The sequence below is a fragment of the Chitinophaga hostae genome, from assembly GCF_018224885.1.
In the GTDB taxonomy this organism is placed as follows: domain Bacteria; phylum Bacteroidota; class Bacteroidia; order Chitinophagales; family Chitinophagaceae; genus Chitinophaga; species Chitinophaga hostae.
On the sequence record NZ_JAGTXB010000035.1, the window covers coordinates 17,265 to 31,878 of the forward strand.

The window sequence follows — 14,614 nt, forward strand, 5'->3', positions numbered from 1 at the left end:
CGTCATATTATATTGGTAGACATCCTCCCAATACTTTCTTGTCGTGTGTGGCTTTTGGACAGCTGTTCCGGTGTCAGTTTTAAAATATAAATAATATGTTACGATATTTTTTATATTCGTTGAAACGATCTGTGGTATTGTGTTTTGACAGACCGTGAATACGTATAATATCTGATTGGAGAGAGAATGTGCTCCTGTGGCGGAGTTTTTTTTCAGATTGAATTCTATGTAAATGTTTTCGCTGTATCTTTACTTTGCCCTCGTCAGCGATGGCGCCCGTTTGTAATTGTAATTGTTAACTTAATATTAGAAAAACCTGGTATCATCCAAATGACCCTGTCAACATTGACCATATTCGGCCCTGCATTGCAATCTGCCATAAGGATAGCAACAGCCATTGCAAAAGATTATCATCATCCGCAGTATACACCTGCGCACTTGCTGCGTGCCTGTTTACACCGGGAAACAGGAATTGCGCCTGCATTGCACCAGATGGACATAGATGTATACTACCTGGAAGAATGGGCAGAGGTGCGGCTTGATGAGATGCCCAGGGCATCACGTATTCCTGATGAACCGGAGCCGGATGAAGCGGCAACAGCCGTTTTAAATGAGGCCATCAGTATTGCTGCTGATAATGACAGCGGTGAGGCGGATGCCTGGAGCCTGCTTATCGCCCTCTGTACGCCAGGTGTGGGTTTCTCTTATGAACAACTTAAAACATTTCCTTTTACACGGGAGCAATTGAAAAATGCGGGCAAGAGCGGGAAGGAAACAACTGCTGATACTGCAACAAAAAGCGGCATCAAACCTGCCGCCCTGAAATATGTGTACCGCACTACCGATCCGCAACTGTTGAAAACCTTTCATCCGGTGATAGGCCGTGACGGAGAAATCAGGGCTATTACGGAAGTGCTTACGCGGAAAGACCGTGGCAGCGTACTGGTGATAGGTGATGGCGGTGTAGGAAAAACGGTCCTCATAGAAGGTTTGGCAAGGGCCATTGTACAAAAGCAGGTACCTCTGCAGTTGCAGGCCTCAGAGATGTATGCACTCGACTATGGCGCATTTATAGCGGGGGCAGCCTATAAGAATGAACTGGAAGACCGCCTGCTGCAGATCATACAACAACTGAAACAAACGGGCAGGCATATACTTTTTATTGATAATCTCCATAGCCTGCTCGACAAACAATCCGGCGGCGGTATGGCTAACGTGATCAAAGCGGCGTTGGGTAAAGGGGAAATTATCCTGATCGGTACCACTACCCAGGAAGGTTTTCGTAAGCTCATAGAACCGGATGCCATTCTGCGGCATCGTTTCGAAACCATCACGCTGGCAGAACCGGACGAAACCCTGGCCGCCCGCATGATGAGCGCAGTAGTGCCGGTATATGAGAACTTTTACCAGCTGAAGGTATCACCCGAAGGCATACACGAAGCGATCCGCCTGTCGCGCCGCTACCTGAAGGAAAGGTGCCTGCCGGACAGCGCCATTAATTTACTGGACCGGACCATGGCCGCTATCCGCGCCATGCAGGACACAGGACAGTCCCTTTTGCAAACCCTGCAGCATGAATTGGCGGCGCTTGACAGTAAGGAATCTGTATCAACGGAAGATTTGCAGTGGTTTAATCGTCAAATGAATGAACGCCTGGGCGCGCTGTTGTCGGCCAGATTACATACGCCGGAAGATATCGGAAAAATAACCACGGTGCCCGGACTGAAAGCGGCTTTACAGCAATTGCTGGAACAGCTGGCTACGGTGGTGGGTACGCAGCAGGATGCCATTACGCCGGTTGACCTGGCCACCATGATAGCCGCTATCACCGGCATACCGCTGGGAAAAGTGCAGTCGCAGGAAAGGGAGCGTTTGGTGAACATGGAAGACCAGCTGCGGAAACGCGTAGTAGGGCAGGACCATGCACTAAAATCAGTGGCGGATGCCATATTGGAATCACGCTCCGGCTTAAGCCGCCCCGGACAGCCGATCGGTTCATTTTTTTTCCTCGGACCTACCGGCACCGGTAAAACGGAGCTGGCGAAATCCCTGGCAGATTTTCTGTTTCAGGACGAACGCAGCATGATCCGGTTTGATATGTCCGAGTTTAAGGAGGAACATGCTGCCGCATTGCTGTATGGCGCTCCTCCGGGATATGTAGGTTATGAGGAAGGCGGATTACTGGTCAACAAAATACGGCAACAACCCTACGCCGTTGTATTGTTCGACGAAATTGAAAAAGCCCATCCGTCGGTGTTTGATATCTTTTTACAGATCATGGACGAAGGTAAACTGCACGACCGTCTCGGGAAAACAGGCGACTTCTCCAATGCGCTGGTGCTCTTCACTTCCAACATTGGCAGCGAAACCATCGCCAGGTCTTTTGAGCAAAATATTATTCCCGCATCCCAACAGCTGATGGAACTGATGGCCCGTCATTTCAGACCGGAGTTCCTTGGACGGCTGACAGAGATCGTGCCTTTCGGTCCTATTCAGCAGTCGAATGTGGAGAAGATCTTTGATATTCATTTGCAGCATTTATTGCAATTGCTGCAACAGCAGGAAATAGCATTAACCGTGTCAGCCGCTGCAAGGCAGCACCTGGCACTGATGGGCTATTCGCCGCAATATGGGGCGCGTCCGCTGCGGGAGGTGATCCGCGGTCAGCTGCGTAAACCATTATCGCGCATGATCATCAACGGCAGCCTGCAAAAAGATATGAGGGTAACACTCGATATAAAAAATGAACAATTAGACTGGACAATAAACTGATGATTGTCAGATTCCAAAATTCTAAATTTATCTCAAATGAATGACAACTACGGAATTGGCGGCACAGAAGTGAAGCTGGACGCCAACGAAGCCATTGCGGAAATCTCGCATAACCGTACTCTGTTTGCTGAAAAGTTAACCCAGCAGGCGCCTGTTAAACCTGAAATAGTGGAAGGGCTTACTTCCGTGGAAGCTGTTTTTGAACATTTCAAACCAGCCGTGAATGTAAGTTTTCATGATGCTGAAGGAGCTACCGTGCCGGAAAAACTACAATTCCATCACCTGGGCGATTTCGGAGTAAAAGGTATCACGGCACAGAGTGCGTTTCTGAACGACCTGGCTACGGAAAAGGAACAATACCTGAAAATTATGAAACAGCTGAAAACAAATAAGATCCTGAAATCAGCACTGGCAGATCCCGATGCCCGGAAAGCAATATTGGGCGCCATTCGTGGAATGATGAAAGACCTTAATACCAAATAATTAACTGTTCCCCTGTTCAGGAACATAACCTCACTGATTATGGCAGAATTACAGAAAAACCAGGAGCTGCAAAATGATGGACTGTCTTCACAGCAGCAGGAAGTTAACCTCACCGGAAATATAGAAGATCTTGCGAAGTTTGGCGGCTTCGACCTGCTGGAAGGCGCTGTAGAAGGCGCGCAAAACCTTAACCCCGACCGTAAGGCGCGTCGCAGCATATTCCTGACGGAAGCCGGTAAAAAAGCCGAAAGGGATAAATTGAAAAAAGTACTGTCCCTATGGGAAAAAGTATTGTCTGAAACCACTGAGCTGCCCGAAATGGTCGATTACTGCACTACCCAGGCAGAACAGGCAGAAAAAGTACTGTCCGCCAATCTTGGCGAAGCGGTGGAGTCCACCCGCGAACTGGAGCAATCTTACCGCAATGTGGCGCTCTTCTTCAAAAATACAGAGTCCGATAAAGTAAAGAATATTTCCTTCATTAACGTAGAGCTGGAGCAGTTGAAAGACCTCGACAATACCCGTTTTATTGATGCGGTTAACAATGAGCTGGTAAGCAACTACGACAGGCTTGACCTGCGGACCAACTACAGCTTGCTGGTAATCCCCGGCTACCTCGGCTCTAATAAGGTGATCGAAAAATGGGCAAAGATCGCCCACGAAAATAAAGCCATGCTGGTAACAGACTTCGCGCACCTGGATGCACCGGACGATGTGATGGAGATGTTTGAACTGGCCAATCTCACCGGTGGGGAAATCCATCGTTCCAACGTTATCATGTCCTGCAACTGGCTGGTAGGCCGCGGCAAATTTGATGAGGTAGGGGAGCAGGATCACCTGTACGTGCCGCCTTCCGGCGCACTGGCGGGTAAGATCTATAAAACCCTGATGTCGCAGGTAACCGCCGGTAAAAAATTCGGTGGCATGAACGAAGTGGACGGGGTGAAGTTCGAACTGAAGAAAAGTGAAATAGCCAGCCTGGAAAAGATGGGCCTGGTACCCATGGTAAAGGAATATGGCAAAGTAATGGCCTTCAGCGCCAAAACATTGTTCAACGGGGATAACCTCGGACTGCAAACCTACTCTGTTGTACGCGTATTCGATTTCGTTACCAAAGTACTGATGGACTTCCTGAACCGCCGTGCTTTTGAAAACTTCAACGCCAATACACGTAAGGATCTCATGAAGCAGATCATCCGGTTCCTGGATGGTATTACCGGCCCGGATAAACTGATCGAAGATTTCAACGTACGGCGTTTTGAACAGGATCCGATCCAGAAAGACCGTATCCACCTGGATATTCACCTGAAGCCTTATTTCCCGGCCAAAAACTTCCTGATCAAAATGGAGGGCCAAAAAGGCGATGATGCAACAGATTGGGATACTACCTACGAACAGGACGGTAAGTAGCCCTCAATGGTCAGCTTTTGGGGTTCAGCGGCGTTTTTAATGCTGTGCTGTATCCCTGAAAGCTGACCGCTGAAAAATCCCTACACATAGAAAAAGCCATATTTTAAAGTAAAAGTTGACGAAAAGATGAAACGAGTGCTGTGCAGTTTACTGCTTTGTTTGTTAATCACCGGTACAGGATGGTCTGTAAAAGCCCAGGCTATAACGGATAGTATCCTGACCACCAAAGGCGCGGTAACCCTTATTACTTCCGGCGCCCCCATCAGTACTTTCCAGATAGGTGACGGAAAAAATACAGATTACGATTATCGCATTGTGGATGGCAACATGGTGTTCCTGCGGCCCATCACTGCCGCTCCCCGCCCTACCAACCTGATTGTACGGGAAGGAGAGAACATCCATTATATGATTATCGCCTACCACGATAAAGCGGATCTGGCCCGCCTGAAATATACTTTGTCCGGTAAGCCCAAAACAACCGGCGCGTTTACCACACCGGAAGCAACGCCGCAGGCGCCGCGTCCGGGCAGGGGCGAAAGAAGCGGAGACGATCTGCTGGCCAACCTCCCTGAAGAAACCGGGCATCTGATCAGCGTGGATACTGTCACCGTCAGCAAGATCGCGGAAGACTTCGGAAAGGACCATAAGGTAAACCATCAGTACGAGGTGAAAGTAGAAGGAATCAGCGTTGGATATGCCCAGGCCATGACCCTGAATAACATGAACTATTTCTGCTTCCGCATCCGTAACCGGAGCCGGGAACCATTTGAAATAGTAAAGGCAAGCCTGATCCACAAGGAAAAAAAGGATACCGCACTGCTGCATACTACCATGCCTGTTCTTTACAAAAAAGGACCGGCCACCATCGCGCCCAGGGAAGAGGCCAGCGAGGTGTATGTAGTACCTTCCAAACAATACAGGAAAGATGATGAAGTGATCATCGTACTGCAAACAACAGAAGGAAAACAACAGGTAGTATTATACGTGCCGGTAACGGTGCTGCCTAAATACATGCTGGCCAAACAATGAGGATACGTGGTATTTTAACAGGACTCCTGCTGCTGCTGCTGGCCCATTCAGGTATGGCTCAGCAGGTGGATTTCTGTGGGGAAGTGGTGCCAATGGAGAGAGACTTCGTTTCCTTTCGCCTCATGGATGTCATTAAACGTAACCTTCGTTACCAGGGATACCTGCCCGCCTTACGCCTGAAAGCAGAACAATATTTCCCGGTGATAGAGCCTATACTGCAACAGTACCAGGTGCCACTGGATTTTAAATACCTGCCTATCGTGGAAAGCGGATTGAGTAATGCTACTTCACCGGTGGGGGCGCAGGGCGTATGGCAAATCATGCCAGGTACCGCGGCAGAACTGGGACTAACCGTAAGTGCCGGCTATGATGAACGCAATCACCTGATCAAGGCAACACATGCGGCCTGTAAACTGATACGCCTGTTGCATGATCAGCTGAACTCCTGGACACTGGCCGCAGCAGCCTATAATGCCGGCTCGGGTAATATCTCCAAAAACATAAAAAGACAGGGCAGCCGGGATTATTACCAGCTGATGCTCAATAATGAAACCGCCCAGTATATCTACAAGATTATCGCTATCAAACAGCTTTTTGAAAGCCCCGAACTGTATATGCCAGGCTTTGGGTATAATGTTTTTGCTAAAAACACCACCAACGGATCTGTGTTTGCTACACCTCCGCCGGTAAGCAAAACGGGCGACAAAGATTTTAATACCATCCGCATCACTTTAGGTAAACAGGTTGCTCCCAAACAATCGGCAGTGGTATATGCTGCCCGCTTACAAAACAACAAAGCCTTCGAAGACGGGCAGTTGGTTAATATTTTACTGCTCGACGACCTGCAGGCTAACGGGGTGTATATACGAAAAAACTCCAGTCTCTCGGGTAAAGGCTGGTTGGTGAGCAACCGCGTTTATGTAGACCTTGGCTTCGGTAATACGATAGTGCTTTATGCCACAGACGGTAGGAAAGGCGTACCCGCCGATCTGTTGAAGACCGGCGGAGATGTGCAGTTACGCGGATCCGGTAACAGCAGGAATACTGCGCTGGCAACTGCATCGTCGCATACAACGGTAGCCCTGCGCTGATAAATTATACCAACGCTTCATTGATAAATACCCGGTACGGAAAAGTATTGCTGGATTTTTCTTCCAGTTGCAACAGCAACTCCTCCTTCATATAATGCAGATTTGCCGCAGGGTATCGTTCCGTTGCCTGGTATAAGGCAATCCGGATATCGAGCGTGCGGCTGTATCCGGCGCCACTGCCCGGTTGAAGGGCAATCCCTTTCGATACTACCGCCGATTTCATTTCCTTCCCAAAGATAGTACGGCAAAGCGCTTTGATATCTTCCGGCGTTACAATGCGATTGTGCGACAGGAGATGGGAGCGGTAGAGATTTATCTTTTCATCGATATTCAACCGGTCTTTTCCTCCCTGGGTATTGGTAAGTAACGTAATACTGTTGGGCCGGGTGTTGATATTGCCATATTCCAGCAGGCGTGTACCCATGCGGATGTTGTTGGCTACAGTGCCATTGGTGGAATAAAATTCAATGAAAATATATTCTGCATTTTCTTTTGGCTTCACCATTACATAGGGAATGTTGCCTTTGTTGGCGCCCGGCTGCAGCTGCTCTTCCAGGGATGCAATGAGCTGGTGTAACTCCCGCATGCGGTTGGTGACGTAGTCATTCTTCACTTCTTCAAACAAAGAACTTTCGTCCCGGATCACTTCCACGAGGTAGGCAATTACTTCTTTGGCCTCGCGGGTGTCAAAGCGGCCTATCCCGCTGCTGCGTATTACCAGTTCGCCTTCCTGCATCTGGCCCGCAGTGGAAAAGTTACGCACATAGTAATCAGTGCCTTCCAGGTCATACACCCTTTTGATATCAAAAAAGATATCAGGGGTTTGCATCGGAATAATATTCAGATAACGATTCAGTTTCATCGACTGCTCGTTATTTTTTTTGTTGATCACCGGGAAACAATTGATGCTGCAATAGAGATCTTCCAGCAGGGTATGATGCAACGATTCCGGGAACTCAATGCGTAACCAGTGAACATCCTTGTTGAGCCGGTTGCTTTCCGCTCCGAAAACCCGGAGCAGCGGTTCGGGGACGCCCGGCGCGGTTGGGGCAGGAGCATTGGTAACAGTAAGAAAATGCCGGCGGAAACGTTGCAGGATATGCTGGCTGTAACGGGCATTGTTATTTACGGCCACCTGTATCATGCTGTCTACTTCCTCTTCCGCTACGCTGCGGCTGTGGTGGTAACCGGCTTTGACCGTTACTTCCCGGTTGTTGAGAAATACCCTCGCCAGGGGCAGGTAGTGATAAAACATTTCCTGCTGGTGAATATTACGAAGGTCAAAGAAGAAGGACATTCCTTCCCAGGACTGGGCTACATCTTCCATAGACAGTCCTATCCAGAGGTGGTTGGGCGCCATGTCAGGGAAGCTTTGACCCTGGAGCACCTGTTCTTTGAACCAGTTATCGCGTGTTTCGTATAATTTGTTACCAATGGCCATGTATTGCACCTGGCCGCGGAAAAGCCGGTGACTGGCTACCGGCGAAAAGAAGAGGTCACGGGTATGGGTACCTGTTTTGGTATGATGATAAAATTGGTGATCGGCATGAATATCGGCCACCGGTTCCGTGGCCACCGCATGAAGGATACCGTAGGCCGGCTGGCTGCTGGTAATAGGTTCCGGCATCATGATCTGCGCAAGTCTTTCTACCAGGCGAGCATGCGATACATCTACCTCACCGGAAATTTTTTCCAGCTCGGCGGCACAGGCTTCGAGCAGTAATTGCACCACCGGATCGAAGGAGGTTTCCACTTCCGCATCGGGATATCCCCATAAGCGGGCAGCCGTTTTCAGCATCCGGTCTTTTATTCTTTCTTTTTTTTCTTTCATGAGCAGCGGTTAATAAACAAAATGATCAATCATAAGATAACGGACTGATATAGAAGAAGCTGCTGTACTGAAACGGGTTGTTGTTTTTGGCAATGGCACCGGTTACGGTTACACGGATCTTCTTTTTCATTTTACGGGTAGCCGGCAGCATCAGCTCTTCCTGGTTCACAGCGGCCACCACCCTGATTTGTGTTATCCTTTTTTCGTAGCGCACAATAGATGCCTTTACCGCATTTTCTATTTGCTCTTTTACTTCATTATTGGAGGCCTTGATATCAAAGTCGCTGTCCCACCATCCGCAGCCATACTGGGGATCATCTTTATTTTCTCCCAATACCGTGGTTATCAGCAGGTGGATATGCTGTTCAATAGATTCTTCCAGTGCTATAGCCGGCATATCTCTTTTTTGCAGGAGCTGGGAAAAATCTATGGGCAGTTTATAATATTTTCCTTTCATGATTTCCGCTTAAAATATACCCAATACTTTTTTACGGTCATATTTGATGAGGATCTCATTGATGCAACCATCAGGTGTTTTAGTCAGGTTGACCCTTTCTATCTTGAATTTCTTCTTGCCATATATACGGGAACAGAAATGTGCAAAATTATCTACATCGTCGGCATTCAGTACCACTCTTGCGTTGAGGTTGTTGCAGAGATACTGTGCAAAGTCGGATGCTGATTTTTGTTTCTGGGTAACCTGTATCAGCAGGTATTTAAATTCGTCGTCAGAGATAGATGGCTTTTTCTCCGGCGGCGGCGGAGGAGGCGCTGTTGGCGTTGGCAGCGGTGTTGGGTCTATCACCGGTTGGGGAATATCAGGACGTTCTGCCGGACGTGCCGGGAATACGGTGATATGTTTGAGTACCATGTGACTGCTGTCGCCATTAATAATAAGTGAAAGGGTTCTTTCCCCGGGTGAAGAGAAAGTATAGGTCACAGAAGAGTTGGTATGCGTGTCGGCATTATCCTGCAACAGGCGCCAAACCCATTCGCGGGCCGAAGGCGTTTTGTTGCTGAAGGTAACGGGCCTGCCTGCAAAGGCTTCGGACGGGCCGTCAATAACGGGGAATATATCAGCGGCATTTCCTGCAGTGGCTACCGGTGTATTCATGATCACCAGCACCTCCCTGTTCCAGGTACATTTGCCGGAAGTCAGCGTAACCAGGTAGCTCCCGGCTTTATTAAAGGAGTGATATACCTGTTTGCCGGTGGCCTTTGCACTGGAGTCGCCGAATTCCCAGGTGTAGGCAGCGGTTTTCTTATCGGGTGTTTCTGCATTGAAAGTAATGACTTCACCTACAGCGTAGGCTTTACTGTTACTGTTCTGTATATGACTGAGTTTGATATCGGTGTTGCTGCAGTCTTCCTTGCCGTCGAGCTGGAAGGCGAGCAGTACTATGCTGATGAGGAATAATCCAAGAAATGTCCAGAGCACCATGGGGTCAACATGACTGGCAATTTTTCCAAAGGGTCTGAATGACGTTACCTTACGTTCATTTTCGGGTTTACGGGGGGCCATCGGTTTTTCAGGTTTTTACAATTTTAGTATAAATTTAGACAAATAGCGACAGTTAATTCACGTAAAAAAAATTTTTTTCACGGATCAAAATTTAAGCCACAATAATAAAAGCAAACCCCTATTTTTGTTACTGAGTTGTTAGCCCGGAACCATAGATGAAAGATAGTTATGCTAACAGTTGTAACTGGATAAGAAAAACCTAAATCATATCATATGGTAAATAATGCAGAGAAGGCGGCCGTGCTGGAGGAGGTAATTGACCACGTCAATGCTCTGCCTTATGATGTAAGAGCGGAGGTGGTGGTAGGTGAGTTACTGGATAATCATGTACGGGAAGAAGAGGTCGTTGTACAGATGAGAAATGTGTTTACCCGTTCGTTTACTACAGATATTACTCATGTAAAACTGGATGATAGTCAGCCTTATCAGCCATTTATAAATTTTTCGCTTTCCCGGGATGGGATCTATGACCGTTTACCCCAGGGGGTGTTTCATGAGTTCAGACAGGAGCAGTCGTCCCGGCAGAGCGGGGTTACAGAAATGGTAGCGCGTTATAAAAAACAGCAACAGCAGCAACTGCAGGCGCGCCGGTTTTTCCAGCCGCTGGAAAATGAGTTTTTCCTGCAGCGGGTATACCTGGAGCAGCGGGAAAAGCATTTGTTGTTTGATGTATTTGGGAAAGATGCCGACCAGTTGTTCCATGCATTCTGGAACCTGCCGGAAGGGCTCCCGGCAGCGGGGGCTAACAGGCTGGTAAAACTGTTACCGTATATGCATCACATTGCGGGTAATATGTCGCTGGTAAAGCTGTGCCTGGAGCAGGTGTTGGAAGAACCCGTTGAAATTACGTGGAACCGGGAACCACAGCTCATCAACACGGATAATCATGTGCCTTTGGGCGAATGCGCATTGGGCATAGATGCAATGGTAGGCACACAATGTTATACAGATATGCCGGTGATAACTGTCAGCATAGGACCGGTGAAACGTCAACGTATATACGATTACCTGCCGTGGCAACCATATGGTAAGTTGCTGGAAACCTGTTATGGATACCTGTTACCGGCAGATGTGGAGATTAATACATTGTTGAGGCCACCGGCGGGCGATAAGAAGGTAGTCATGGATGATAAGCAACCTGAGCAGGGCCTGATGGGATACAATTTTTTTCTGTAAACGACGGATCTCCGTTTATATGGAATTATTTTTGCTATTATCCTGCATCTGGAAAAACCGAAGAAATGTTAGTACCCAAACCCGAAAAAAACCTTGACATACCAAAAGAACTATGAGATATACTGCTAAGTTTTATTTTATACTGGCCGGTGTTTTGGCCTTAGGATCTTTCATAGTGGCCTTGCTCAGCAGATACATTAAAAATTTCAGCCTTTATAAAAAGAAAGCACTGTTGTATTTAGTGTGTATGACGCTGATATTTGCCGTTATCAGTTCCATCCCTTTCCTGTTTACGCATCAGAACCTGATGAACCAATATTATTTTTATGAAGTATGGTTTCTGGGGCTCGGTATAGTGCATTGCCATTTTATGTATACCCGTTTCTGGGCAAATGAAACAACCCTGGTATCTGAACTGTCCTTTATACTGGCCATCTGGTTATTTGGAGGGGCCGGATTCGTGTTGGTAAACCGCTTCCTGGATAAGGATACTTTCCTTTATTACCCGATGCTCACCAGCATGTTCTCGTTTGTGCTGCCCACCTTTGTGTATAAAACTTTTGAGAAGATGATGGCCATCCCCGTTAAGGTGCATAAATGGTGGCAATATCCTATGTATAAAGATATGCCGGAAGTAAATGAGGATGAGATGAGAGACCTGATCGTTATCGGGCTGGAAATGGAGAAAGGTCCTGCGGACAACAGCCGTACTTATTTCAGGGCCCGCACGCCGATAAAAATGGACCTGGGTGATTTATTTTATCATTTTATAAATGACTATAACGACCGGTATCCCAATACCCCTATTGATTTTGTAGATAATAACGGACAGCCCTACGGATGGGTGTTTCACCTGAAGCCCCGTTGGTTTGGCGGCGCCAAAACACTGGATCCGAATAAAGCCGTGTTTATGAACGGCATCAAAGAAAACAGTGTAATTATTTGCAACAGAATTATGTTATCGTAAAAGCAGTATTATGGCAGAACCGTTAAAGCATTTTCCCGTTAACTGGGTAGATGGTATGAAGATAAAGAAGCAGCATTTCATAGATACGGAGAATGCACTGCTGGATCAGATCAGGGACGCGCTTTCCTGTAGCATACACGCCCTCAATTATGGCCTCTTACCACCCAAAGCGGAAAATAAAGAATCGCTGCGTTGCTGGTTTATCAGCGATAATCAGCAGCTGTGGCGCATCAAACTAACAGAGTGCCGGGCATTAACGCCCGGTGGCGGCAGGATAGAAGTGCCGGAACATACTGTGCATTCGCTGAAGTATGCCACTACGTTCCCCGAAGCTACCTATACCTGGGATCCGCAACACACAGAAAGTACTTACTATGTATTGATACAGGTAAATCCGTTTAACCGCCAGCCCAGCGGGGAACCATTACTGGATGAAGATCCGCCGAGATTGCCTTATGCTACGCCGGAATATAATTTATATGTGGCGCCCGCTTCCCAGCTCCCATCCGGTCAGCTGGGCAGTTACCAGATGGTGCTGGCACGCATCAACGTAACGGATGGCCGCCCGCAGATGGATGACGACTATATTCCACCCTGCACCATTGTAAGCGCACATCCTGCGTTGATAGATCTGCATCATGAGCTGGATCAGTTCCTCGGTCAAATGGAACTGTACGGCGTGCATATCGTGCAAAAAATTTACGGCAGAAATCAGAATAACGACCTCGCACTGGTGGTACTTTATATCACTGAGAAAATGGTACAGTTCCTGGGCACCCGTATTACCCAGTTCAGATGGCTGGCCCTGAACCAGGCGCCGGCGCAGATGCTGGAGATTATCGCCGGCCTGGCACGTACCATGAAAAACGCAATTGATCAGCGCGCCGGCGCAGGTAAAGAGGAATTGCTCAACTACCTGTCAGAATGGTGTGAACTGCGGCAGGGAGAACTCGAAAACCTGATGATCAATTGCGCTAATATCCGTTATAAACATCTCGACGTGAGAGAGTGCCTGCAACCGATGATCCCGTTTGTGCGTGCTGTGAATAAACTGTTTGAAAGCCTGAGCAGACTGGATTATATCGGACGCAAGCAGGACGGTAATATTTTTGTGAAAGAAGAATCAGCGGAAGATGCAGAATACCTGCGTAAGCATAAAACGAAAAGATGGTTTTTTACTGACTAGGTCATCCGTTCATTGTATTATAACAGCAAGATAATTTCAAATAAAAAAATCATTTCGTAGTATGCAAGTATTAAACAGGCAGGAAAGAAATATTTCCTTTATATGGTTCCTGTTATTTTTTATTATAACAGTAGCTTTGTTTGTGTTAGCCGTATTTTTTAACTACCAGGTTCCTGCAAGGGAAAACGCTTCCCTGCGAAAGGAGCTCAGTGCTTTCAGACAGGAACAGGCATTTCAGGCAGAGTTCCTGCAAAAGCTGGATAAAGTAAAACATAACCTCGATTCCATCAATCTGCCTAATCAGAATGCGAATTATATGGATCAGGTGATAGCTGCTTCCCTGGCGGATATGCGCAACTCCATACCAAAGGATGCAGTGACCCATTATGGTCTATACGATAACATTGTGCAGAACTGTTTATCACTGCAGCAAACAAAGCAACAACTGCGTGAATTGCAAAATGCACAGCAAAGTATTGCCGATCTGAAAGTACAGGTGGCTGACCTGAATTCGAAGCTGGAAAGTAAGAGCAGGGACCTTGATAACTGCAGGCAAATGATGTTGCTGAATAGCCGCGCTCACTAGCATAATGAATGTTTTTCCAGGTAGATATGGCGATAAAAATTATTTGTTAGGATCCTTAACTATTAAAAATTTAATCCTATATTTGAGACTTATAAATACATAAATAAATCGTAATTATTTTTTCTTTATTGTAACCTTAAAAATTAACCCACATGTCATTCAAGGCAAAATTTACAGCCGGCGGTGAAGAGTACAATGTACAGCACGTCGCCTACGATCTCACACAGGAAACAGATGCTACCGGACGCCCATCGGCCATTACCCGCGGCGGACGCATTAAGCTGACGGTAGAATCTACTGGTAAAACAGAACTCTTTGAGTGGATGGTCAACAACTTTGAAAGAAAAGATGGCTCCATCACCTTTTACAAAAGAGACACTGATGCCAAATTGAAAACTTTGGAATTTAAAGAAGGCTACCTGGTTAAGTTTGAAGAGTCTTTCGACTACGAAAACAAAAACCCTATGGTGATCTCCTTTACCATTTCAGCTCGTGAAATGAGCATGGGTAATGCAAAGCATGTTAATGAATGGGTGTAATAACTCCTTACATGATGTAGAA

General features: G+C 47.2%; 13 protein-coding genes. 10 read left to right on the top strand and 3 right to left on the bottom strand.

What is annotated here, in order from left to right; translation table 11 throughout:
* Positions 1-330: 330 nt before the first annotated feature.
* From KE626_RS33975 to KE626_RS33995, 5 genes are all read left to right on the top strand, one after another.
* A complete protein-coding gene (locus tag KE626_RS33975; protein WP_211977545.1) occupies positions 331-2,772 on the top strand; it encodes an AAA family ATPase in 2,442 nt (813 codons plus the stop codon).
* Positions 2,773-2,808: 36 nt separating this feature from the next.
* Positions 2,809-3,255, top strand: coding sequence for a hypothetical protein (locus KE626_RS33980; RefSeq protein ID WP_211977546.1), 447 nt, complete (start codon positions 2,809-2,811; stop codon positions 3,253-3,255).
* Between the two features lie 39 nt (positions 3,256-3,294).
* A complete protein-coding gene (locus tag KE626_RS33985; RefSeq protein ID WP_211977547.1) occupies positions 3,295-4,665 on the top strand; it encodes a DUF5458 family protein in 1,371 nt (456 codons plus the stop codon).
* A gap of 126 nt (positions 4,666-4,791) precedes the next feature.
* A complete protein-coding gene (locus KE626_RS33990; RefSeq protein ID WP_211977548.1) occupies positions 4,792-5,694 on the top strand; it encodes a hypothetical protein in 903 nt (300 codons plus the stop codon).
* The gene (locus tag KE626_RS33995) at positions 5,691-6,785 is read left to right on the top strand and encodes a transglycosylase SLT domain-containing protein (protein WP_211977549.1); all 1,095 of its coding nucleotides are present in this window, start codon (positions 5,691-5,693) and stop codon (positions 6,783-6,785) included. The genes KE626_RS33990 and KE626_RS33995 overlap by 4 nt, the downstream gene beginning before the upstream one ends.
* Positions 6,786-6,789: 4 nt before the next feature.
* Here KE626_RS33995 and KE626_RS34000 read toward each other — a convergent pair whose 3' ends face one another.
* The 3 genes from KE626_RS34000 to KE626_RS34010 are packed head-to-tail and all read right to left on the bottom strand — an operon-like array spanning position 6,790 to position 10,138.
* Positions 6,790-8,616, bottom strand: coding sequence for a type VI secretion system baseplate subunit TssF (locus KE626_RS34000; protein WP_211977550.1), 1,827 nt, complete (start codon positions 8,614-8,616; stop codon positions 6,790-6,792).
* 25 nt (positions 8,617-8,641) lie between these two features.
* Positions 8,642-9,073: a GPW/gp25 family protein gene (locus KE626_RS34005; RefSeq protein WP_211977551.1), complete on the bottom strand. Its 432-nt coding sequence runs from the start codon at positions 9,071-9,073 to the stop codon at positions 8,642-8,644.
* A gap of 9 nt (positions 9,074-9,082) precedes the next feature.
* Entirely contained in the window at positions 9,083-10,138 is a 1,056-nt protein-coding gene (locus KE626_RS34010; RefSeq protein WP_211977552.1) for a PKD domain-containing protein, read from the bottom strand.
* 213 nt (positions 10,139-10,351) lie between these two features.
* Between KE626_RS34010 and KE626_RS34015 the strand changes: the two genes are divergently transcribed.
* The 5 genes from KE626_RS34015 (at position 10,352) to tssD (ending at position 14,592) form a co-directional block, all read left to right on the top strand.
* Positions 10,352-11,314, top strand: coding sequence for a type VI secretion system baseplate subunit TssG (locus KE626_RS34015; protein ID WP_211977553.1), 963 nt, complete (start codon positions 10,352-10,354; stop codon positions 11,312-11,314).
* 112 nt (positions 11,315-11,426) lie between these two features.
* Positions 11,427-12,281 (top strand): TssN family type VI secretion system protein, encoded by an 855-nt coding sequence (locus KE626_RS34020; protein WP_211977554.1) that lies wholly within the window; start codon positions 11,427-11,429, stop codon positions 12,279-12,281.
* A 10-nt stretch (positions 12,282-12,291) separates the two neighbouring features.
* On the top strand, positions 12,292-13,467 hold the full coding sequence (locus KE626_RS34025; RefSeq protein ID WP_211977555.1) for a hypothetical protein: 1,176 nt from the start codon (positions 12,292-12,294) through the stop codon (positions 13,465-13,467).
* Between the two features lie 61 nt (positions 13,468-13,528).
* A complete protein-coding gene (gene tssO / locus KE626_RS34030) occupies positions 13,529-14,053 on the top strand; it encodes a type VI secretion system TssO (RefSeq protein WP_211977556.1) in 525 nt (174 codons plus the stop codon).
* Between the two features lie 152 nt (positions 14,054-14,205).
* A complete protein-coding gene (gene tssD / locus KE626_RS34035) occupies positions 14,206-14,592 on the top strand; it encodes a type VI secretion system tube protein TssD (RefSeq protein WP_211977557.1) in 387 nt (128 codons plus the stop codon).
* The last annotated feature ends 22 nt before the right edge of the window (positions 14,593-14,614 follow it).

Excerpts from the sequence above, each read along its gene's own strand:
- KE626_RS34010 (WP_211977552.1), bottom strand. The coding sequence starts at position 10,138 with ATGGCCCCCCGTAAACCCGAAAATGAACGTAAGGTAACGTCATTCAGA.
- tssD (WP_211977557.1), top strand. The coding sequence starts at position 14,206 with ATGTCATTCAAGGCAAAATTTACAGCCGGCGGTGAAGAGTACAATGTA.
- KE626_RS34005 (WP_211977551.1), bottom strand. The coding sequence starts at position 9,073 with ATGAAAGGAAAATATTATAAACTGCCCATAGATTTTTCCCAGCTCCTG.
- KE626_RS33980 (WP_211977546.1), top strand. The coding sequence starts at position 2,809 with ATGAATGACAACTACGGAATTGGCGGCACAGAAGTGAAGCTGGACGCC.
- tssO (WP_211977556.1), top strand. The coding sequence starts at position 13,529 with ATGCAAGTATTAAACAGGCAGGAAAGAAATATTTCCTTTATATGGTTC.
- KE626_RS34015 (WP_211977553.1), top strand. The coding sequence starts at position 10,352 with ATGGTAAATAATGCAGAGAAGGCGGCCGTGCTGGAGGAGGTAATTGAC.
- KE626_RS34000 (WP_211977550.1), bottom strand. The coding sequence starts at position 8,616 with ATGAAAGAAAAAAAAGAAAGAATAAAAGACCGGATGCTGAAAACGGCT.
- KE626_RS34020 (WP_211977554.1), top strand. The coding sequence starts at position 11,427 with ATGAGATATACTGCTAAGTTTTATTTTATACTGGCCGGTGTTTTGGCC.
- KE626_RS33990 (WP_211977548.1), top strand. The coding sequence starts at position 4,792 with ATGAAACGAGTGCTGTGCAGTTTACTGCTTTGTTTGTTAATCACCGGT.
- KE626_RS33985 (WP_211977547.1), top strand. The coding sequence starts at position 3,295 with ATGGCAGAATTACAGAAAAACCAGGAGCTGCAAAATGATGGACTGTCT.
- KE626_RS34025 (WP_211977555.1), top strand. The coding sequence starts at position 12,292 with ATGGCAGAACCGTTAAAGCATTTTCCCGTTAACTGGGTAGATGGTATG.
- KE626_RS33995 (WP_211977549.1), top strand. The coding sequence starts at position 5,691 with ATGAGGATACGTGGTATTTTAACAGGACTCCTGCTGCTGCTGCTGGCC.
- KE626_RS33975 (WP_211977545.1), top strand. The coding sequence starts at position 331 with ATGACCCTGTCAACATTGACCATATTCGGCCCTGCATTGCAATCTGCC.